18 protein-coding genes and 1 pseudogene are annotated in these 21,194 nt (G+C 70.4%); 10 read left to right on the top strand and 9 right to left on the bottom strand.

The features are described 5' to 3' along the window. Window positions 1-17: 17 nt before the first annotated feature. The 3 genes from JNB50_RS10400 to melA all read right to left on the bottom strand — a co-directional run bounded on the left by JNB50_RS10400 (window position 18) and on the right by melA (window position 3,759). Window positions 18-1,352 (bottom strand): ABC transporter substrate-binding protein, encoded by a 1,335-nt coding sequence (locus JNB50_RS10400; RefSeq protein ID WP_208040066.1) that lies wholly within the window; start codon window positions 1,350-1,352, stop codon window positions 18-20. Window positions 1,353-1,414: 62 nt separating this feature from the next. Further along, a complete protein-coding gene (locus tag JNB50_RS10395; RefSeq protein ID WP_208040065.1) occupies window positions 1,415-2,296 on the bottom strand; it encodes an SIS domain-containing protein in 882 nt (293 codons plus the stop codon). 152 nt (window positions 2,297-2,448) lie between these two features. Further along, window positions 2,449-3,759 (bottom strand): alpha-galactosidase, encoded by a 1,311-nt coding sequence (gene melA / locus JNB50_RS10390; RefSeq protein WP_208040064.1) that lies wholly within the window; start codon window positions 3,757-3,759, stop codon window positions 2,449-2,451. A 122-nt stretch (window positions 3,760-3,881) separates the two neighbouring features. Here melA and JNB50_RS10385 point away from each other — a divergent pair, with 122 nt between their 5' ends. Together JNB50_RS10385 and JNB50_RS10380 are read left to right on the top strand one after the other, a co-directional pair. Beyond that, a complete protein-coding gene (locus JNB50_RS10385) occupies window positions 3,882-4,694 on the top strand; it encodes a DeoR/GlpR family DNA-binding transcription regulator (protein ID WP_208040063.1) in 813 nt (270 codons plus the stop codon). 89 nt (window positions 4,695-4,783) lie between these two features. Next, complete coding sequence (locus JNB50_RS10380; RefSeq protein ID WP_208040062.1) at window positions 4,784-5,359, top strand: dihydrofolate reductase family protein; 576 nt, start codon at window positions 4,784-4,786, stop codon at window positions 5,357-5,359. A gap of 305 nt (window positions 5,360-5,664) precedes the next feature. On the opposite strand, the gene recQ is transcribed toward JNB50_RS10380, so the two are convergent. Then, window positions 5,665-7,659 carry a DNA helicase RecQ gene (gene recQ, locus JNB50_RS10375; protein ID WP_208040061.1) on the bottom strand — a complete coding sequence of 665 codons (1,995 nt, stop codon included), beginning with the start codon at window positions 7,657-7,659 and terminating at the stop codon, window positions 5,665-5,667. Between the two features lie 129 nt (window positions 7,660-7,788). Here recQ and JNB50_RS10370 point away from each other — a divergent pair, with 129 nt between their 5' ends. The 3 genes from JNB50_RS10370 (at window position 7,789) to JNB50_RS10360 (ending at window position 10,880) form a co-directional block, all read left to right on the top strand. Beyond that, entirely contained in the window at window positions 7,789-8,358 is a 570-nt protein-coding gene (locus tag JNB50_RS10370) for a dihydrofolate reductase family protein (RefSeq protein ID WP_208040060.1), read from the top strand. Next, complete coding sequence (locus JNB50_RS10365) at window positions 8,358-9,203, top strand: EamA family transporter (protein ID WP_208040059.1); 846 nt, start codon at window positions 8,358-8,360, stop codon at window positions 9,201-9,203. Before JNB50_RS10370 ends, JNB50_RS10365 begins: the two co-directional genes overlap by 1 nt. Window positions 9,204-9,290: 87 nt before the next feature. Beyond that, a complete protein-coding gene (locus JNB50_RS10360; RefSeq protein ID WP_208040058.1) occupies window positions 9,291-10,880 on the top strand; it encodes an amino acid permease in 1,590 nt (529 codons plus the stop codon). Window positions 10,881-10,970: 90 nt separating this feature from the next. On the opposite strand, the gene JNB50_RS10355 is transcribed toward JNB50_RS10360, so the two are convergent. From JNB50_RS10355 to JNB50_RS10345, 3 genes are all read right to left on the bottom strand, one after another. Beyond that, entirely contained in the window at window positions 10,971-11,435 is a 465-nt protein-coding gene (locus JNB50_RS10355) for a MarR family transcriptional regulator (RefSeq protein ID WP_307794683.1), read from the bottom strand. Next, window positions 11,419-13,161 carry an MFS transporter gene (locus tag JNB50_RS10350; RefSeq protein ID WP_208040056.1) on the bottom strand — a complete coding sequence of 581 codons (1,743 nt, stop codon included), beginning with the start codon at window positions 13,159-13,161 and terminating at the stop codon, window positions 11,419-11,421. Before JNB50_RS10350 ends, JNB50_RS10355 begins: the two co-directional genes overlap by 17 nt. Before the next feature lie 200 nt (window positions 13,162-13,361). Next, entirely contained in the window at window positions 13,362-14,132 is a 771-nt protein-coding gene (locus JNB50_RS10345; RefSeq protein ID WP_307794682.1) for an IclR family transcriptional regulator, read from the bottom strand. A gap of 176 nt (window positions 14,133-14,308) precedes the next feature. Here JNB50_RS10345 and JNB50_RS10340 point away from each other — a divergent pair, with 176 nt between their 5' ends. Further along, the gene (locus JNB50_RS10340) at window positions 14,309-15,016 is read left to right on the top strand and encodes a CoA transferase subunit A (protein ID WP_208040054.1); all 708 of its coding nucleotides are present in this window, start codon (window positions 14,309-14,311) and stop codon (window positions 15,014-15,016) included. A gap of 58 nt (window positions 15,017-15,074) precedes the next feature. Further along, entirely contained in the window at window positions 15,075-15,716 is a 642-nt protein-coding gene (locus JNB50_RS10335) for a CoA transferase subunit B (RefSeq protein WP_208040053.1), read from the top strand. An 8-nt stretch (window positions 15,717-15,724) separates the two neighbouring features. Here JNB50_RS10335 and JNB50_RS10330 read toward each other — a convergent pair whose 3' ends face one another. Both JNB50_RS10330 and JNB50_RS10325 read right to left on the bottom strand, forming a co-directional pair. Continuing rightward, complete coding sequence (locus JNB50_RS10330; RefSeq protein ID WP_208040052.1) at window positions 15,725-16,483, bottom strand: 3-hydroxybutyrate dehydrogenase; 759 nt, start codon at window positions 16,481-16,483, stop codon at window positions 15,725-15,727. A gap of 48 nt (window positions 16,484-16,531) precedes the next feature. Further along, window positions 16,532-17,563: a Xaa-Pro peptidase family protein gene (locus tag JNB50_RS10325; protein ID WP_243768346.1), complete on the bottom strand. Its 1,032-nt coding sequence runs from the start codon at window positions 17,561-17,563 to the stop codon at window positions 16,532-16,534. 87 nt (window positions 17,564-17,650) lie between these two features. Between JNB50_RS10325 and JNB50_RS10320 the strand changes: the two genes are divergently transcribed. From JNB50_RS10320 to JNB50_RS10310, 3 genes and pseudogenes are all read left to right on the top strand, one after another. Then, a complete protein-coding gene (locus JNB50_RS10320; RefSeq protein WP_208040051.1) occupies window positions 17,651-18,652 on the top strand; it encodes a LacI family DNA-binding transcriptional regulator in 1,002 nt (333 codons plus the stop codon). A 109-nt stretch (window positions 18,653-18,761) separates the two neighbouring features. Then, entirely contained in the window at window positions 18,762-20,099 is a 1,338-nt protein-coding gene (locus tag JNB50_RS10315; RefSeq protein WP_208040050.1) for a Gfo/Idh/MocA family protein, read from the top strand. After that, window positions 20,096-20,995 (top strand): annotated as a pseudogene (locus JNB50_RS10310) (NAD-dependent epimerase/dehydratase family protein); the annotation flags it as partial. The gene JNB50_RS10315 and the pseudogene JNB50_RS10310, both read left to right, overlap by 4 nt. Window positions 20,996-21,194 lie beyond the last annotated feature (199 nt).

Here is a 21,194-nt window from a genome sequence, read left to right as displayed (position 1 = left end):
CTGCTCGCTCCGGCTTCCTACTTCTTCGCCTGGGCATCGGCCGTCTTCGCGGCCTGGTCGAGCGACGGTCCCGGCTCGCCCTGGCCCTGCAGCACCTGCGAGATCGCCTTGCCGACCGCGACCGACAGCGCGGCGTAGCTCTTGCTGGTCGGGCGCGTCTCCTTGACGTTCTTGGAGTTGGCGACGAAGACGTCGTAGCCGGGGTACTCGGCGGTCTGCTTCGCGACGGCGTCAGAGGAGGCCTCCGAGCTGCGCAACGGGAGATTGCCGAGGGCCACGTTGAAGCGCTCGTCCTGCTGGGCCGAGGTCAGCCACTGCGCGAACTGCGTCACCCAGTAGGCGCGGTTCTTGTCGTGGTGGTCGAACAGCGCCCAGATGTCGGGGCCGGACACCGTCTGGTGGTCGCCCTTCGTGCCGGGGAGCTGGACGACGCCGTAGCTCGTGCCTCCCGTCTTGAGGTCCGAGAGCTCCCAGGGGCCGGAGGTGATCATCCCGATGCGGTTGCTGACGAACAGCTGCCCGAACTTCTCGTCGGTCTGGTCGAGGTACACGCTCTTGTCGTCGACGGCCATCGAGCGCAGGAAGGTCAGGGCCTCGTCGCCGGCGGTCGAGTTGAAGGCGGCCTTGCCGCTGCTGTCGAGGATCGACCCGCCGTTCTGCCAGAGGTGCGGCCAGAACTGCCAGGTCGTCTCCTCGCTGCCCGAGACGGAGTAGCCGTAGCCGTAGACGTGGTTCGCCGGGTCGGTCAGCTTCTTGGCCGCCGTGCGGAAGTCCTCCCAGGTCCAGTCGGCGGTCGGGTAGGCCAGGCCTGCCTTGTCGAACAGCGTCTTGTTGTAGAGGAGGCCGATGTTGTCGACGACCGCGGGGAAGCCGATGACCTTCGACCCGGAGGGCTGCGCGGTGCCACGGGCGGCCGGCGTGAACTCGTCCCAGTTGACGCCGGGCTTCTTCACGTCGGCGGAGATGTCCAGCGTGCGGCCCGTCGACTCCAGCTGACCGGCCCACGACCCGAACGCGTACGACATGTCGGGGTACTGGTTGCCCGCGAAGCCGGCCGAGAGCTTCTGCAGCAGGCCGTCGGTCGATGAGGCGCCCGGCGAGAGGTCGATGGTGACGTTGGGGTGCGCCTTCTCGAACTCCTTGGCGAGACCTTCGATCGTCTTCTCCGCGGCGTCGGCCTGCCCCGACCACACCTGGATGGTGACCTTCGCGGACGTATCGAGGGTGGTCGCGCCCTGCGTGCCGCTGCAGCCGGCGAGCGCCACGAGGGCGGCGGTCGCGGTGAGGGCTGCTGCGGCACGGAGGGCGTTGCGGCGGGCGGGGCGGGTCGTCTTCTGGAGGCGAGGTAGCATCTTCGGTTCCTCTCGGGTGGTCTGCGTCGACGGTGCGGGGGCTGCGCGGTTCGCGCTCGCGCTCAGCCGAGCACGATCGAGCGGGTCAGGTGGCGGGGGTTGTCGGGATCGAGGCCGCGGTGGGCGGCGAGCTCGACCGCGAGGCGCTGGGCGTTCGCCAGCTCGACGAGCGGGTCGTGGCGGCTGCTGCGGACGGTCGCGCCGACACGCTCGATGTCCTCCACCAGGCTGGGCTCGCTGCGCCCGATGATCCAGACCAGCGACGTCTCACCCGCGACCGCGAGCGGGCCGTGCCGGTAGTCGAGCAGCGGATACGACTCGGCCCAGGCCTGGGCGGCCTCCCGGATCTTGAGGGCGGCCTCCTGCGCGAGGCCGTAGGTCCAGCCGCTGCCGAGGTAGACGAAGTGCTCGAGCGACGCGGTGTCGAGGTCGAGCGGCTCGGCGAGCGCCGCCTCGGCCTCGGCGGGGAGGCCGCTGACGTCCTCGCCGAGCGCGGAACGCGCCAGTACGAGGAAGGTGGTGGGGAACCGGGTCTGGACGACCGACTCCTCGTCGGCGAAGTCGAGCAGCAGCACGTCGTCGGCGCGCTCGGCGACGGGGGAGTCGGCGACTCCGGTGACCGCGATCACACGCACGCCGTCGGGGAGGCCGTCGATCGCCTCGATCGCCTCGGTCGTCGTGCCGGAACGGCTGAGGACGACGACCGCGTCGTAGTCGCGCCACGGCCACGGCTCGGACGCGTAGGCGGCGTCGGTCATCCCGAAGCCTGCCCCTTCGCGCAGCGCGGCGAACGACTCGGCGACGAACGCCGAGGTGCCGCAGCCGAGCACCAGCACGCGCGCACCCGGCAGGGTGAGCAGGTCGCGGGCGCGGTCGGCGTGGCGGTCGAGGGCTTCGCGCCAGACGGCGGGCTGGCTGTCGATCTCGCGGGAGGTCAGTGTCACGGAATGCTCCTTCGTGCGGTGCTGCGCGATGCGCGGGTGTCGCGGCGTCGCGCCTTCTTCATCATTGGCTGGGATTTGAGCGTTTGACAACGAAACCGCTCAGTTCGCTCACTCAGAGTGATCGTTTGTAACAAACAGGTTTCGAATCGCCCTCAGTCGGCTGCGAGCGTGCCGCCGAGGGCGACGGGCAGGCGCTCGGCGTGGCGGCGGGTCAGCTCGTCGCACAGCGCCCAGATCTCCTCCGGCGTGAGCGACGAGCTCGCGTTCGGATCGGTCAGCACCGCGCGACGCACCAGCGCAGGATCGCCCGTGCGGGCGGCCTCCACGGCGAGCTCCGCCACCGACAGATAGGTGCGGTTGAGCGCGGCGCCCTGCGGCGGGATGTCGCCGAACGACAGCGGGTGCACGCCGCTCGCGTCCACCCGGCTGGGCACCTCCACCACGGCGCCCTCCGGCAGGTTGCCGATGAGGCCGCGGTTGACGACGTTCGCGTGGATGACGCGCTCGGTGCCCGTGAGGATCGAGTGGATGACCTGCGGCGCGTACTCGGCGGCGCCCTCCTCCAGCTCCAGGGCCTCCCCCGCGGCGAGCGCGGCCTTGGCGTGCTCGAACTCGGCGACGTTCTCCTCGGAGATGCCGATGTACTCCAGCGGCCGCAGCCGGAAGCGCTCGATCTGCTCGGGCGAGCGCAGGAACCAGGAGAGGTACTCCGAGGAGTGCTCGCTGGTCTCCGTCGGGTAGAAGCCGATGCGCTCGAAGATCTCGACCCGCACGCGGCGGCGCAGCTCGGGATCGCGCTCGATGGCCTCCCGCAGCAGCGGATAGAGGTCCTGCCCGTCGCGCGACCACTCGACCAGCCAGGCCTGGTGGTTGACGCCGGCTGCGCGGTAGTGGGTGCCCTCCATCGGCACGCCGATCAGCTCGCAGAGGTCGTGGACGGTCCAGTAGACGCTGTGGCACAGGCCGACGGTCTTGATGGAGGGGGCGACGACCGACATCCACCAGACGTTCATCGCCATCGGGTTCGTGTAGTTGAGGAACCAGGCGTCGGGGCAGAGGTCGAGCATGTCGGCGGCGATGCCCGACAGCACGGGGAAGGTGCGCAGGCCGCGGAACACGCCGCCGACTCCGGTGGTGTCGCCGATGGTCTGCAGCAGGCCGGCCGCGGCGGGGACCTCCAGGTCGATGCGGGTGGCGTCGATGCCGCCCACCTGGATCATGTTGATGACGAAGTCGGCGCCGGCGAGGGCCTCGCGACGGTCGAGGGTGGCGACGAGCTCGGCCGTCCTCCCGAACCGCTCGACCAGCTGTTCGGCCGTCGCTGCGGCGACGGCGAGGCGTTCGGCGTCGATGTCGTGCAGCACGATCCGCAGGGTCGGGAGGTCGTCGAAACGGAACAGGTCGGCGAGCAGCTGACGGGTGAAGACGACACTGCCTGCACCGAGGAACACAATCTGTGGCATGGGGTGATCCTGCGGTATTGTGTTCACTCCGCGCAACATTATGATCGAATAGCGCCCGAAGTGATCACCTGAAATGATCGGTTGATCGCTCCGCTGGATGAGTCGCTCGAAAGGACACTGCAATGGTCGCTCCGTCCGCCGAATCGGCGATCGCCCGCGTCAGCTCGGGGCGCCGCGCCCGGCGCATGCTCGAGATCCTCGAACTCGTCTCGGAGCGCGGCACGATCAGCCTGGCCGAGCTCTCCGACACGCTCGACATCTCGGCGCCGACCGCGCGGAGGGACCTCTCCGACCTCGCCGACCAGCAACTGCTGCTGCGCACGCACGGCGGGGCCGCCGCGCTCGAACGCGGCCAGGAGCTCCCGGTCGCGCTGCGCGACACGCGCTACCAGGAGGCCAAGCGCGCCATCGCCAAGGCCATGGTCGCGCGCCTCCCCGCCGAGCGTCACGTCGTCGCGCTCAGCGGCGGTACCACCACGGCGAGTGTCGCCCGCGCCCTGGCGAACCACCGCGAGATCACGGTGGTGACCAACTCGCTGACGATCGCCAACCTCCTCTCGGGGTTCGCGGGCGTCCGCGTCGTGATGACAGGCGGGTTCCTGCGCCCGCAATCGCTCGAGCTGGTCGGTGCGATCGCCGAGAACACGTTCAACGCCGTCAACGTCGGCACGGCGATCCTCGGTGCGGACGGCATCAGCGTGACGTCGGGGGTCACCACCCACGACGAGACCGAGGCGCGTACCAATCGGGCCATGGTGGCCAAAGCGCAGCGCACGGTCGTCGTGGCGGACGGCTCCAAGATCGGAAACGTGGCCCTGGCCCCCATCGCCGACCTCCACCAGGTGGCCATGATCATCACCGACAGCTCGGCGGACCCCGGCGAGCTCGACCGGCTGCGCGCGGCGGGCGTGGAGGTCGTGGTCGCGGACGCCTGAGAGGGTATGGGGTCGGTCCCGCTGCCCGCGCACGACCCTTGACCGGCTCGCGCTCGGCTGCCTAGGGTGGCGGGGTCGAAGGGGATGCAATGGCCCGACTCATCGTGGAGCAGATCGTATCGGCGGACGGCACCGCGGAGGACGGCGAGGGCGGGATGAGCTTCCTCACGCCCGAGTCCACCGGCGGCGAGGTCGACCGGGAGCAGCTGCGGCGGCTGGCCGACCTGCAGGCCATCGTGCTCGGCGCGAACACGTATCGGATGTTCGCGTCGTACTGGCCGACCGCCTCGGAGGCCGACGACCCCATCGCCGGGCTGATCAACCGGCTCCCGAAGCACGTGCTGAGCAACAGTCTGGATGCGGCGCCGTGGGGCGATCACGCTCCCGCCGTGGTCGAGCGCGGTGACGTGATCGAGTCGCTGCAGCGGCTGAAGGGCGAGTATCCCGGCGAGATCATCCTGTGGGGCAGCCTCACTCTGACGGACGCGGCGTTCCTCGCGAACGAGGTCGACCTGCTGCGGCTCCGCATCCTCCCGAGCCTGCTGGGCGGCGGACGCGGCGTCGTCCCGACCGCCCTGCCGGTGACCCCGCTGCGGCTCGTCGCCTCGAACATCCACCCGGGTGGCCAGGTGGCGCTCGAGTACGAGGTCGGGACGCCGGACTAGCGTCGGCAACGGAGGAGATCGCGTCCGCCGGACGGCGTGTCGGCAGCCAACGGAGGAGATCTGCCGTGGCTCACGCTGGAAGTCCTCCGTAAGCCACGCGGCTCGCGCCCGTCGGCAACGGAGGAGATCAGGTCCCGCGGCCGGCGTGCCGGCCGGCAACGGAGGAGATCCGGTCTGAATCGGGGCGGAACTCCTCCGGTAGCTGCCGCTGCGCGGCGGGTCGTGCAGCCACTCCTCCGCTGGCGACGGGCAGCCACCCACCTGCAGCGGTTCCTCGCCGCGCGCAAGCAACGACGGAGACCCGGCTACGCGGCCGCGACCACCTGCAGCAGCGCTTCGCCGTAGGCCTCGCGCTTCTTGGCTCCGATGCCGCTGATGCCGTCGAGCTCGTCGAGGGTGGACGGCCGGGCGGCGGCGACCGCGCGCAGCGTCGCGTCTCCGAACACGATGTACGCGGGGACGCCCTGCGTCTTCGCCTCCCCCGCCCGCCACGCGCGCAGCGCCTCGAAGAGGCCGGCGTCGGCGGGAGCCACGTCGGCCGCCGCCGTCGAGCGCGCACCCCGGGACGACCGGGCCGCACGCTCGGGCTCGCGGCGGAGCACCACCTCGCGCGCACCGGAGAGCACCTCGCCGCCTGCCGGGGTGAGCGCGAGGACGCCGTACTCCCCCTCCGGCTTCAGCAGCTCTTGGGCGATCAGCTGACGGACGACCCCGCGCCATTGGCTCTCGCCGAGGTCGTCCCCGATGCCCCAGGTGGCGAGCCCGTCGTGACCGTACTGGTCGACGCGCGGTGTGCGCTTGGCGCGGAGGATGTCGATGAGGTGCCCTGCACCGAACCGCTGCCCGCGCTCGCGCTGCAGCCGGACGACGGTCGAGAGCAGTTTCTGGGCGGGAACCGTGCCGTCCCAGGTCTCCGGCGGGTTGAGGCAGGTGTCGCAGTTGCCGCACGGCGTCGAGCGCTGGCCGAAGTAGTTCAGCAGGTTCACCCGGCGGCAGTGCACCGTCTCGCAGAGAGCGAGCATGGCGTCGAGGTGCTGCGTGAGGCGGCGGCGGTGCGCGAGGTCGCCCGGCGACTCGTCGATCATGCGCCGCTGCTGCACGACGTCTTGCAGGCCGTACGCGAGCCAGGCGGTGGACGGGAGGCCGTCGCGCCCGGCGCGACCGGTCTCCTGGTAGTACCCCTCGACCGACTTCGGCAGGTCGATGTGCGCCACGAAGCGCACGTCCGGCTTGTCGATGCCCATGCCGAACGCGATGGTGGCGACGACGATGACGCCGTCTTCGCGCAGGAAGCGCGCCTGGGTGCGTGCGCGCGTCTGCGGGTCGAGCCCGGCATGGTACGGCAGCGCAGTGAGCCCGCGTCCGGCGAGGAACTCCGCCGTGCGCTCCACCGAGTTGCGGGAGAGCGCGTAGACGATGCCCGCATCCCCCGGGTGCTCGACCGTGATGAAGTCGAGCAGCTGCTTGCGCACCTCGGCCTTGGGCACGATGCGGTACTGGATGTTGGGACGGTCGAAGTCGGAGACGAAGTGCTCCGCGCGCTCGAGGCGGAGGCGCTCGGTGAGTTCGCGGTGCGTCGCCTCGGTGGCCGTCGCCGTCAGGGCGATGCGCGGCACGTCCGGCCAGCGCTCCGCCAGCTCGGACAGCGCGAGGTAGTCCGGCCGGAAGTCGTGGCCCCACTGCGACACACAGTGGGCCTCGTCGATGGCGAACAGGGCGACACGACCGCGTTCGAGGAAGCGCTTGGTGGCCTCGCTCGAGAGGCGCTCCGGAGCGACGTAGAGGATGTCGAGCTCGCCCGCGAGATAGTCCCGCTCGACGGCGGCGCGCTGCCCAGCGTCCTGCGTCGAGTTGAGGAACGCAGCACGCACCCCGACCGCCGTGAGCGCATCCACCTGGTCTTGCATGAGCGCGATCAGCGGTGACACCACGACACCCGTGCCCTCGCGCACCAGCGACGGGATCTGGTAGCACAGCGACTTGCCCCCGCCGGTGGGCATCAGCACGACGGCGTCGCCTCCGGAGATCACGCGATCGATGATCGCCGCCTGCTGGCCGCGGAACGCGTCGTAGCCGAACACCGTGCGCAGCGCCTCGGCGGCGGTCGCGAACTTCGGCAGCGCCGGTCGGACCGCCACCGGAGCTCCGACCCGCGCCTCCTCCGCCGGGGGCTCGTCGACGAACGGAACATCCGCGTACGGGTCCTCCCCGAAGTCGGGCAGCGGCGGCTCGACGTCGAACGGCGCCTCGTCGAAGGGCGGCGCCTCCCGGCCGTCGGGTTCCCACGTGTTCCAGCTCATTCCTCGATCGTAACGAGCGCCGCTGACCGCAGCGCCCGAGCGCCGAATCTGTGGAACGCCGAGCCGACGCCGCGACTGTGGAGGAGCTGCTGCTGTGGCCGATCCGGCCGCTCCGCTACGATCGGCCCCATGCGCCAGCTCATCGTGTCCGAGTTCCTCACGCTCGACGGCGTCGTCGAGGCGCCGGGCGGCGAGACGAGCCATCGGCACGCCGGCTGGACCATGCCGTACGGATCCGACGACCTCTTCGCCTTCAAGCTGCAGGAGACCCGCGACGCCGACTCGCTGCTGCTCGGGCGGCGCACGTTCGAGCAGTTCGCCGAGGCGTGGCCTCCGCGCGAGGGCGAGTTCGCCGAGAAGATGAACGCGATGCCGAAGACCGTGGTGACGACACGCACCGACGAGCTCGGCTGGAACGCGACCAGGCTCGAGACAGCGGCCGGCGTCCGCGAAGGCGTCGACGCGCTCAAGGAGGGTGACGGCGGCCCCATCCTGGTGGCCGGAAGCGCCACGCTGGCCCGCTCGCTGCTCGTCTGGGGTCTCGTGGACGAGCTGCGCCTCCTCGTCTACCCCGTGCTGGTCGGCGGAGGCACGCGGATCTTCCCGGACGACCGCAGCAAGTGGTCGTACGAGCTCGCCGGCCTGCAACGCTTCTCCAGCGACGCGGTGCTGCACGTCTACCGGCTGGCCCGGAGCTGATGCCGGCCGCGATCCTCGGCCTGATCAGCGCGCTCGTCTACGGTTCCGCCGACTTCGTCGGCGGGGTCGCCTCGCGCGTGATCGGGCCGCTGCGGACCACGGCGCTCGGCGCGGTCGGCGGCCTGGCCCTGCTGCTCGTGGCCCTGCCCTTCGTCGGCGGCACCTGGTCGGCGGCCGCGCTCGGCTGGGGCGCCGTCTCCGGAGCGATCGGCACGGCCGCCGTCGCCCTGCTGTACGCCTGCCTCGCCATCGGCCCGATGAGCATCCTGTCGCCGCTCACCGCACTGGTGTCTGCGCTCGTGCCGTTGGTGTGGGGGCTGGTGGGCGGCGACCGCTTCGCCCCGATCGGCTACGTCGCGCTCGGGCTCGCGCTCGTGGCCCTCGTGCTGGTGGGGTTCGTGCCGGAGCGCGGAGCGGTGCGGCCCAGCGCCCGCGCGCTCGCGATGGCGGTCGCCGCCGGCGCGCTCATCGGCGTGTTCCTCATCATCCTCGACCAGACCCCTGCCGACTCCGGGCTGGTGCCGCTGGTCGCCAACCGCACGGTCAACGCCGCGATCATGTGGACGGTCATCGGCCTCCTCGCCATCCGGGGCGCGACCAGGAAGTTCACCCGACGGGGCGTCGTGCTCGCTGCGGGGTCCGGCCTCCTGGACGCCTCGGCGAACGTGCTCATCCTGATCGGGCTGCGCGCGGGCGACCTGGCGACGATGTCGGTGCTGGTGGCGCTCTACCCGGCCGGCACCATCGTGCTCGCTGCGGTCGTCCTGCGCGAGCGCATCGCGCCGGTGCAGTGGGTCGGCCTCGTGCTCGCGATCACCGCCGCCGGCATGCTCGCGGTCGCCTGACCTCCTCCCGGTCCCGACCGAAGACCTCTTGCGGAGGGTCCCGCGGGCACGAGTACTGTTGGCGTCCGGACCTATGGAGAGACGACGATGACGCAGGACACACCGCCGGAACCGGCGCACGACCCGGCAGACGACCTGGAGAACCGCCGCGAGCACCTGGGCGACGTGTCTCAGGCGGTGCAGGACTTCTCCAGCGAGCAGGAGGGCTACCACAAGTCGCTGTCGTCGCGGCAGCTGCAGATGATCGCGATCGGCGGCGCCATCGGCACCGGTCTCTTCCTCGGCGCGGGCGGGAGGCTCGAGCAGGGCGGACCGCTGCTCGTGCTCGTCTACGCGGTCTGCGGCTTCTTCGCCTTCCTGGTGCTGCGCGCGCTCGGCGAGCTGGTGCTGCACAGGCCGTCGTCGGGATCGTTCGTGTCGTACGCGCGCGAGTTCTACGGCGAGAAGATGGCCTACGTCGCCGGGTGGATGTACTTCCTCAACTGGGCCATGACCGCGATCGTCGACTCCACGGCGGTCGCGCTGTACGTCAAGTACTGGACGCTCTTCACGGCCGTGCCGCAGTGGCTGCTCGCGCTCATCGCCCTGGTCGTGGTCGTGAGCCTCAACCTGATCTCGGTCAAGGTGTTCGGAGAGATGGAATTCTGGTTCGCCATCATCAAGGTCAGCGCGCTGGTCGCCTTCCTGGTCGTCGGGATCATCGTGCTCTCCGCCGGCTGGCCCACCGATGTGGGGCCGACCGGACTCCCCATGCTCGCCGCGAACGGCTGGCTGCTGCCGCACGGGGTGGCGACCATCGGGATGGCGATCGTGCTCGTGCAGGGCGTCGTCTTCGCGTACGCGGGTGTCGAGCTCGTCGGCATCGCGGCCGGCGAGACCGAGAACCCCGAGAAGATCATGCCGCGCGCGATCAACAGCGTCGTCTTCCGCATCGCGGTCTTCTACTGCGGCTCGGTCCTCCTGCTCGCCCTGCTGCTCCCTGCGAGCGTCTACAGCGGCAGCGAGAGCCCGTTCGTCACGTTCTTCAGCCACCTCGGCGGTCCGGAGCTGAGCGCGATCGTGGGCTCCGTCATGAACTTCGTCGTGCTCACGGCGGCGCTGTCGAGCCTGAACGCCGGGATGTACTCGACCGGCCGCATCCTGCACTCGATGGCGCAGACCGGCGCCGCGCCCGCGTTCACCGCGCGGATGAACGCGCGCGGCGTTCCGTACGGTGGCATCCTGTTGACCGCGTGCATCGGCGTGCTGGGCGTCTTCCTCAACCTGATCGTTCCGGCGGAGGCGTTCAACATCGTCCTGAACGTCGCCTCGCTCGGCATCATCACGAGCTGGGCCATGATCATCCTCTGCCAGATGCAGCTGCGCCGCTGGTCGCTGGAGGGGCGGCTCGCCCGTCCGACGTTCCGGCTGTTCGGGGCGCCGTTCACGGCGTACCTGACGCTCGCGTTCCTGGCCGCGGTGCTGGTGCTGATGGCGTTCGACTACCCGACGGGGACCTTCACGGTCGCGTCACTCGTCGTCATCATCCCGCTGCTCATCGTCGGCTGGTACGCGCAGCGCTCGCGCATCCTCGCGATCGCGCAAGCTCGCGAGGGCTACACCGGCGCGCACCCGGTCATCGCCGCCCGCCCGCCGCGCAGCCCGCGCCGTCCCCGCGATCCGCGCACCCCGCGCTAGGTCGCCGAGGGGCACGTCGTTGTCCCCTTCGGGGCGCGAAAGGGACAACGACGTGCCCTTCGGCGGAGGGCAGCGGAGCGTCGCGGGTGCTTAGGGGGCCGGGCGGGCGATGTGCGCGGCCCGCTCGAGGGCGGGGAGGGCGCGGCTGAGGGCGTCGACCTCCTCCGGGGCGAGCTCCGCGAGGATCGCGGCGACCGCCCTGGCGCGGTCGGAGCGCGCCGCCAGCAGCAGGTCGACACCGGCCTGGGTGCCGGAGACGAAGAACGAGCGCCCGTCGTCGGGGTCGGGGCTGCGCTCGACGAGCCCGCGCGCCTCCAGGTCGGAGACCACCCGGGTGATCGTCGGGGCGGCGACCACCTCGATGCCCGCGATCTCGCTCGGTCGCAGCGGGCCGCTGCGCACGATCGTCGACAGGGCCGACAGCTGACCGTGGCTGAGGCCTCCCGTGGCCGAGCGGATGCGGCGGTTCAGCCGCCCGACAGCCAGGGCCAGGCGGCCGGCGACATCATCGTCACCGGTCGCCGGCCGCTCCGGACGCTCATGCTCGACCTGCACCGACTTCCTCGCCTTCCACCGGGACCGGCCGCGCAGCTGCGGCGGCCTCCTCATGAACATACTTGGATCCGCCGAGGAAGGAGGCGATCGCACCGATGATGCTCATGACGGCTGCGGCGATGAAGACGACGACGAGGCCGTCGTGGAACGGGCCGGAGATCAGCTGGGGGAAGAACTCCTTGCCCGTGAGCGTGGCCGCGTCGACGTGGGGCGACTGGAGGAGTCCGGTCGGGCCGAGCAGACTGGCGATCGGGTTGTAGCCCAGGAACGCCGCAAACAGACTGCCGACGGGAGGCGTCGCGCCGATCTGCGTCGCCACGTTCTGCGGCACGCCGTGCGAGGTCAGCCCGGTGCTGAGCGCGGTCGGCAGCGCGACGGAGAGCCCGGCGATCATCAGCGAGAAGAAGATGCCGATGGAGAGCGAGCTCCCGGCGTTGAGGGCGACGCCCGCCATCCCGGAGGCCGCGCCGCGTTCGTTCGGCGGCACGCTGTTCATGATCGCCGTGCGGTTGGGCGACGAGAACAGACCGGAGCCGATGCCGTTCAGGCCGGTGAGCAGCGCGAACTGCCAGTACTCGAAGTTCACGGGGATCAGCAGCAGGCCGATGAAGGTCGCGGCCACCAGCACCAGGCCGACGGTCGCGAACGCCCGCGATCCGAACCGGTCGGAGAGCGCTCCGGAGATCGGCCCGGCGATGAGGAAGCCGATGGTGATGGGCAGCATGTAGATGCCCGCCCAGAGCGGAGTGGACTCGTAGCTGTAGCCGTGCAGCGGCAGCCAGATCCCCTGCAGCCAGATGATGAGCATGAACTGGAGGCCGCCTCGGCCGATCGCCGCGAGGAACCCGGAGAAGATGCCGGACGAGAACGCGCGGATCTTGAACAGCCGCATGTCGAACATCGGCGACGGGACCTTCAGTTCGATCACCACGAACGCGATCAGCAGCAGGATCCCGCCGATGATCGAGCCGAGCACCCAGGGGTTGCCCCAGCCCTGCGAGCTGTCGCCGTAGGGCTGGATGCCGTAGGTGATGCCGGTGAGGAGGGCGATCAGGCCGATCGCGAAGGTGACGTTGCCGAGCCAGTCGATCCGTCCAGGGTTCTTCTGGCCGACCTCGTGCAGCGACTTGTACGACCAGATGGTTCCGATGACGCCGAACGGCACCGACACGAAGAACACCGCGCGCCAGTCGATCTCGGCCAGCACACCGCCGAGGATGAGGCCGATGAACGATCCGGCGATCGCAGCGACCTGGTTGAGGCCGAGCGCGAACCCGCGCTTGTTGGCGGGGAATGCGTCGGTGAGGATGGCGGTCGAGTTGGCGAACAGCATCGCGCCGCCGATGCCCTGCACGAACCGCCAGGCGATCAGCCACATGGCACCGGGGCCGCCGCTGAACGGGTCGAGGCAGAGCGCGATGGCCGCGACCGTGAAGATCACGAAGCCGAGGTTGTAGATGCGCACGCGACCGTACTGGTCGCCCATCCGGCCGAACATCACCACGAGCACGGCGGTGACGAGCATGTAGCCCATCAGCATCCAGAGCAGGTAGGAGACGTTGCCCGGCTCGAGCGGGTTCAGCTTGACGCCGGTGAAGATGGCGGGCAGCGAGATGATGACGATCGACGAGTTGATCGTCGCCATCAGCATGCCGAGGGTGGTGTTGGAGAGTGCCACCCAGCGGTAGTGGGGGTGGTCTTTGCTGAAGATGCCGGTGCGGGGCAAGGGAGTCCTTCGTGCGTTTCGTATCGGGTGTCGTGGTCGCCGGCCCCAGGCGGAGGTGCGCGCCGGAGCAGGGGCGCTTCGGCGCGCGGATGGTTTATATGCGTTAACTATATAACTCTGAGGGCGGTGAGGGAAGGCGGCCGAGGACGTTGCTGTTCTTGTCGTCGGCTCGGTCCAGTTATTGCTGGACTCGCACGTAACTAGCTGCTCGCCTGGAGCTTGGCCGTCACTCTGTGGGCCTGGTCCAGCAGGAGCACGCCGAGTTCAGCGCGTCGGTCCGGACGAAAACGTGACTCGACTCCGGTGAGGCTGAGCGCCCAGGCTGGGCGGCCTGTGGCGTCGAAGATGGCCGCGCCCATGCCCCAGCTGCCCTCGACGATGAGGGCAGGGTTGAGCGCGTAACCCGTCTCGCGGGTCAGCGCGATCCGTTCGCGCACCGCTGCCGCGCCATGCTGCGAACCCCATCGCTCTTCCAGCCGCGACCCGTCGAGGTACGCGTCGATCTCGTCGTCGGGCAGGTGCGAGAGGATCGCAAGACCGGCCGAGGCCACGCCGAGCGGGAAGCGGGCACCCTCGTAGAGCACGAACGAGCGGATGGGGAAGCTTCCCTCCTCCCGCAGCAGGCACACGGTCTCCGTGCCGCGCCGCGCCGAGAGGAAGGCGCTCTCGCCGGTCTCGGCCGCGAGGGCAAGCACGCTCTCGCGGGCGACGTCGGTGATGTCGAACCGGTCCGCGGCGAGCGCGCCGAGCAGATAGAGCTCGGGTCCGAGAAACCAGCGGGCCGCTCCCGGGTCGTGGTCGACGAACCCCTCCGCCGCGAGCGAGGTGAGCAGGCGGTGCGCAGTGGGACGAGTGAGGCCGGTGGCGTGCGCGACGGCGGTCGCCGAAACCCCGCCGGGATGCTCGGAGACGACACGGAGCACCCGGCTGACCCGGGAGACGACCTGCGCTCCGGGAATCGGCTCAACCACAGCCCGGCATCCGATTGTCCATATCGTGAGCATAGTCAGCCTGCACGATCAGAGTGCGAGCATCTGCTCTCTTGCTGGCCCTTTTCCCTTTGACAGCGACTTCCGGCCGCTCTAGCGTCGTGCTCACCGCCGATCCTTGACCATTTTGTGGACGGCATCGAGCACACGGGAGTGACATGTCGAAGCAGTGGGCCAGTGCAACCGAGGCCATCCACGGCATCGTGCGCGACGGCGCGGTCGTCGCCGTGGGCGGGTTCGGGCTCTCGGGAAACCCGACCGACCTGATCGAGGCGCTCCGCGACACGGGGGCCCGCGACCTGACGATCGTGTCGAACAACATGGGCGTCGACGGCAAGGGTCTCGGCCTGCTGCTGGAGAACCGTCAGGTGGCGAAGGTGATCGCGTCCTACGTGGGCGAGAACAGACTCTTCGCCGAGCAGTACCTGTCCGGCGCGCTGGAGGTCGAGTTCGCACCGCAGGGCACGCTCGCCGAACGGCTGCGCGCGGGCGGAGCGGGAATTGCGGGCTTCTACACGAAGACCGGTGTCGGCACGCCGGTGGCCGAGGGCAAGCCGCACGCCGAGTTCGATGGGGAGACGTACGTGCTCGAGCGCGGCATCCGCGCCGACGTGTCACTCGTGCACGCCTGGCGCGCCGACGCCGAGGGCAACCTCGTCTACCGGCTGGCGGCGCGCAACTTCAACCCGCTGGTCGCGACGGCGAGCCACCTCACCATCGCCGAAGCCGAGGAGGTGGTGGACGGGTGGCTCGACCCCGACACCGTCGTGACCCCCGGCATCTACGTGCAACGGCTCGTGACCGCGACCCCGCGGGTCAAGGAGATCGAGCAGCGCACCACCCGGCCGCGCGACACGGCCGCCTGAGACGCCCGACCCGACCCTGTGACAGCCTGACGGCCTGACGCCCGGACGAGGAGACCGCATGCCCTGGAACCGCGACGAGATGGCGGCGATCGCCGCCGCAGAGCTCACCGACGGCGAGTACGTGAACCTGGGGATCGGCATCCCCACCCTCGTCGCCAACCACCTCCCGCCAGGTGTGCGCGTGACCCTGCAGAGCGAGAACGGCTTGCTCGGGATGGGCCCATTCCCCTTCGAAGGAGAGGAGGACGCCGACCTCATCAACGCGGGCAAACAGACCGTCACCCTGCTTCCCGGCGCGAGCGTGTTCGACTCGGCCGCGAGCTTCGCCATGATCCGGGGCGGCCATGTCTCGACGGCGATCCTCGGCGCGCTCCAGGTGGCAGGCAACGGGGACCTCGCGAACTGGACGATCCCCGGCAAGCTCGTGAAGGGGATGGGCGGCGCGATGGACCTCGTGGCCGGCGCCCTGCGGGTCATCGTGCTCACCGACCACGTCTCGAAAGACGGCACGCCGAAGATCGTCGAGCGGTGCGACCTGCCTCTCACCGGCACCGGGGTGGTCGACAGGATCATCACCGACCTCGCTGTGTTCGACGTGATCGACGACGCGCTCGTGCTGCGGGCCGTCGCCCCCGGGGTCTCGGTCGACGACGTGCGATCGGCGACCGGCGCCGGGTTCACCGTCGAGCCGCACGGCTGATCCGCCCTCTACCGCGCCGTCCAGCCGCCGTCCATCGCGTACGACGCCCCGGTGACCATCGCAGCGTGATCGGAGGCCAGCCACCCGACGAGAGAGGCGACCGCCTCCGGCTCGATGAGGCGCTTGATCGCCGTCTCGGTGAGCATCACCTGCTCCAGCACCTCGTCCTCCCGGATCCCGTGCGCGGCGGCCTGATCGGCGATCTGCCGCTCGACGAGAGCCGTGCGGACGTAGGAGGGATTGACGCAGTTGCTCGTGACGCCGTGCTCGGCACCCTCCAGCGCCGTCACCTTCGACAACCCCTCGAGGCCGTGCTTCGCGGTGACGTAGGCCGACTTGAACGCACTCGCCCGCAGGCCGTGCACGCTCGACACGTTGACGATGCGGCCCCACCCGCGTCGGTACATCCCCTGGAGCACCGCGCGGATGAGGAGGAACGGCGACTCCACCATGAGCCGCTGGATCAGCCGGAACACCTCGGGATCGAGGTCCGGCAACGGGCTCACGCGCTGGATTCCGGCGTTGTTGACGAGGATGTCGGCCTCCAGTTCGACCTCTTCGAGCGCCGAGGTGTCGGAGAGGTCGACGACCCACGCCTCCCCGCCCAGCTCCGCGGCAGCCGCCTCTGCGGGACCCGGGTCGCGATCCGCGATCACGACCACCGCGCCCCGACGCGCGAGTTCGCGTGCGCAGGCCAGGCCGATGCCGCTGGCGCCTCCCGTGACGATCGCTCGCCGACCGGCGAGACTCGACAGCTCGTTGCTCATCTTCCTCTTCCTCGTGTTCCTCGTAGGTTCGCCATGGGGCGTGGATGGTCAGAACGGGTGCGCGACGGGTCTCGCGAGCCCGCCGTGCATCGTCGTCGGCCAGCGCGGATCCGCCGTCAGCACCTCGATGCCGCTCGCCGACGTGAGTACGGTGTCCTCGACCTTGACGCCCGGCGCCGTCGGGTTCCAGGCGAGGGCCTGATACTCGTGGAGGATGTCCGTCGTCTCCGGCGTCGCTCTCGGATCGCGACCGGCGTACCCCGTCGGCCCTCCCTGGTGATGGCGACGCCACTCATCCGCGGAGAGTCCGGCCGTGGCGTACGCCGCCGTACCGGCCGCGAAGACCTCGTCGAGCCGGGCACCGGGGCGCGACGCGCCGAAGAACGCCGACTCGACACGGAGGATCGCCTCATCCGCCGGGTCGCCGTCGCCGATCCACCGCGTCGCGTTGGCGATGAGGCCACGACGCCGGCCGCACACGACGAGCATCGCGCGACGACCCAGCGCCGCACCGGTCGGGAGCGGGTGGCGGTGTACGAGCCGCGAGGCACCGGCGACCAGAACCACGAGCGGGTCGATACCCCGCTCGACGAGCGCTGCCGCGAGCGCGGCGGCCGCGTGCCGTTCGGTGGTTTCCGGACGCAATGAAGGTGCGACCTCCGTCAGCGCTTCCGCCGCATCGCAGCCGAGAGCCCGGTATCGGGCGCGCTCCCCGGGGAGCAGGCTCGCGCGCGCCGCGCGGAGGGCGGATGCGACCGAGGCTTCGGTCGCGGCCGCGCCCGCGGCCTCCGCCGCCGCGGAGGGCGGCATGACCCAGGGCACCCGCACCACCCGGGCGGCATCCTGCGGCAACAGCTCCTCGGCGATGAGTCGGTCGGCCTCGTTCTCTGCCGCGAAGATCCTGTCGCCGTCGTCGTCGACGCGCACCGATAGTACCGGCGGACCGGCGAGCGACACATGCGTGCGGATGCCGTCGAGGTACCACGACACTGCTTCGTGCGAGGCGAGCACCAGTGGGCCGTCACGCAGCGCCTCGATCCGTCGCTGCTTCTCCTGGCGATCGGCCAGCGATCCCGGCATTCGTCCTCCTCGGTGATAAAACGCTTTCTGGATAGAATTGCGGCCGGGCGACGCGACAGGCGACCTCAGCCCTGAACGGGAGGACGCGTGGCACGGGCAACGCCGAAGACGACGATCATCGACGTCGCGAAGCGCGCAGGGGTTTCGCTCGCCACGGTCTCGCGCGTCATGAACGGCAACCCGAGCGTGGACCCGGTGCTCGCGGCGCGTGTGCGCGACGCAGCGGCGGAACTCGACTACACCGCCAATCCGCTGGCCCGGAGCCTGGTGCTCGGTCGTACACAAACGGTCGCCGTCGTTGTTCCCGACCTCGGCAATCCCACGTTCCAGACCATCCTGCGCGGGCTCAGCAGGGCGGCGGCGGCCGACGGCTATCACGTGCTCATCGCCGACTCGGCCGAGCAGGTCGGGGAGGAGCGTTCGCTCGCCGTCGAGGCGCGACGGCGCACCGACGGTCTGGTGCTGTGCGCGCCACGCATGCCGGACGGCGAGCTCGGCGAGCTGCTTGCCGAGGTGCAGCCCGTCGTGCTCGTCAATCGGATCGCTGACGAGACGATCCCCACGGTCGCCGCCGACTATCAGACGCCCCTGCACGAGCTCGTGAAGCACCTTTACGACCTCGGACACCGACGGATCGTCTATCTGGCCGGCGTCGCCCGGAGCGCTTCCAACTCGGCGCGGCTCGCGGCGCTGTCCGCGTTCCGGGCCGAGCACCCCGAGACCGAGCTGATCGAGCTGTCCTCCGGCGTCGACTTCGACAGCGGGGCGGCCGCTGTGGATGCCGTCATCGCCACCGGGGCGACGGCGGTGCTCGCGTTCAACGACCTCGTGGCCATGGGTCTGCTCTCCGCCGTCGCCGCGCGCGGGATCCGTGTACCGGAGCAGCTGTCGATCGCCGGATTCGATGACATCCCGTTCGCCCGCTACACGTCGCCGCCCCTCACGACGGCCAGCGTGCCGGCGATCGCCCTCGGCGAGCTCGCTTGGCACGCGCTGCACGCGACGCTGACGCACGACGACGCGCCACGATCCGTGCGACTCGAGCCCCAGGTCGTCGTGCGTGCCAGCACCGGGCCGGCGCACAGGTAACCACGACCGATTACACATCGCGACCTCCCCTGCTATGCTCGTCGAGAAAACGTTTACTGAGCATCAGAAAACGTTTACTGACTATAGCCCAGAGCTTACGAGGAGCACCATGACTCACCGCCGGTACGCCGTCGTCGGCTCCGGTCACCGCGCCCGGATGTACGTCGACGCGATCACCGAGACGTACCCAGAGCAGGCCGCGCTCGTCGCGATCTGCGAGCCGAACCCGGTGCGCGCCGGCTACTACGTGGAGCGCGTGACGTCGCGCGGGTTCGCGGAGCCGAGCGTGTGGCACCCCGAGGCGCTGGAGGAGATGATCCGCGCCGAACGCATCGACCGGGTCCTCATCTGCGCGCCCGACGACCAGCACGCAGCGCTCATCGTGCGGGCCATGGACGCCGGGGCCGACGTGGTCGTCGAGAAGCCGCTGACGATCGACGCGGCCTCCGCGACGGCGATCGCCGACGCCGTGGAGCGCACCGGCCGCGACCTCGTCCTCACGTTCAACTACCGCTACTCGCCGCGCAACAGCGCACTGCGACGGGTGATCCAGGACGGCCTCATCGGAGACGTCCTGTCGATCGACTTCTCGTGGGTGCTCGACACCAACCATGGCGCCGATTACTTCCGCCGGTGGCACCGCGAGAAGACGCACTCCGGCGGGCTCCTGGTCCACAAGGCCAGCCATCACTTCGACCTGGTGAACTGGTGGATCCGCTCGACCCCGCGCCGAGTGTTCGCGTCGGGCGGCCTCCGGTTCTATGGCGCAGAGAGCGCGGCGGCGCGCGGCCTGGGCGCACGCCCCGAGCGCGGCACTCACGACGGAGCGCACGACCCGTTCGAACTCGACCTGCGGGACGATCCCCGACTCGACGCGCTCTACTACTCGGCCGAGCAGCACGATGGCTACCGGCGCGACCGGGACGTCTTCGGGCCGGGCATCACGATCGAGGACAACCTCGCGCTGATCGTCGACTACACCAGCGGCGCCACGCTCAGCTACTCCCTCAACGCGCACTCCCCGTGGGAGGGCTATCGCGTCGCGGTGAACGGCACCCTCGGCCGGGCCGAGCTCGACGTGGTCGAGCGCGGAGCCGTCCTGGCAGGCGACGGGCTGCACCCCGCACTCGATCCGAGCGCGACCGAGGCGCGGACGTCGGAGCATGTGCGCCCCGAGGGCGAGCGCCTGCTCGTGCAGCGGCACTGGGAGGCCGCCATCGAGGTGCCCGTCGACGGCGCCGCGGGCGGACACGGCGGCGGGGACGCCCTGCTGCTCTCCGACGTGTTCGTCGGCCCCGGCGACGACCCGCTCGCGCGGCCGGCCGGCTGGCGCGACGGCGTGGCGTCCATCGCCGTGGGCATCGCCGGGAACCGGTCCCTCGCGACCGGGCTCCCCGTCGAGGTCGCCGAGCTCGGCATCCCCTCCCTCGAGCACGTGCGCGCGTGAGCCGGATCGCCATCACCGGTGGCGCCGGCCGCCTCGGCCGCAGTCTCGTCGCCGGCCTGCTCGGCGCCGGCCACGAGATCGTCTCCCTCGACCGGGCCGTGAGCGACGCCCCCGAACTGAGCGGCGCCGAGCAGGTCGCCGTCGACCTGGGCGATGCGGCCGCCGCGACCGCCGCCCTGGCCGCATCGCGCGCCGACGCCCTCGTGCACCTCGCCGCGATCGCCGTGCCGTTCAGCGCGCCGGAAGACGTCATCCTGCGCACGAACGCCGGCCTGGCGATGGCCGTGCTCGGTGGCGCCGTCAGCGCCGGCATCACGCGGGTCGTCGCGGCTTCGAGCCCGACCGTGATCGGCTACGGCGCGCCCGCCGGATGGGCTCCCGAACGGCTGCCGATCGACGAGGACTCACCGGTGCGGCCCTGGAACGCCTACGGCCTGTCGAAGCTCCTCATCGAGCAGAGCATCGGGATGCTGCAGCGACAGACCGGCGACGCCGTCCGCTTCGCCGCATTCCGCCCCTGTTTCGTCATCGCCCCGGAAGAGTGGGCGGGCGCCCCGACCCAGCAGGGGCACACCGTGCGCGAACGTCTCGACGATCCCGCGCTGTCCGCGCCGGCGCTGTTCAACTACGTGGACGCCCGCGACGTCGCGACCTTCACCGACGCGCTGCTCGATGCCCTCCCCGAGATCCCCAACGGCGAGACGTTCTTCGTCGGAGCGGCCGATGCGCTCGCGCGCGAACCGCTCGCGGAGCTGCTGCCCCGCTTCCACCCCGGCACCGAACGGCAGGCGTCGGCGCTGACGGGGAACGCACCCGCGTTCTCCACCGCGAAAGCGCACCGACTGCTCGGCTGGCTTCCCCGGCACGACTGGCGTTCCGAACTGGACCGCACGTCCTCGGAAAGCCCTGATGCAGAAAGTAGCTCCCCGGACAGCTCTTCACCAGACAGCACTTCCCCAGACAGCACTTCCCCAGACAGCACTTCCCCAGACAGCACTTCCCCAGACAGCACTTCCCCAGACAGCACTTCCCCAGACAGCACTTCCCCAGACAGCACTTCCCCAGACAGCACTTCCCCAGACAGCAGTTCTCCAG

It is taken from the genome of Leifsonia sp. TF02-11, assembly GCF_017565305.1.
In the GTDB taxonomy this organism is placed as follows: Bacteria; Actinomycetota; Actinomycetes; order Actinomycetales; family Microbacteriaceae; genus Leifsonia.
This window is presented reverse-complemented; position numbering and strand designations above follow the sequence as displayed.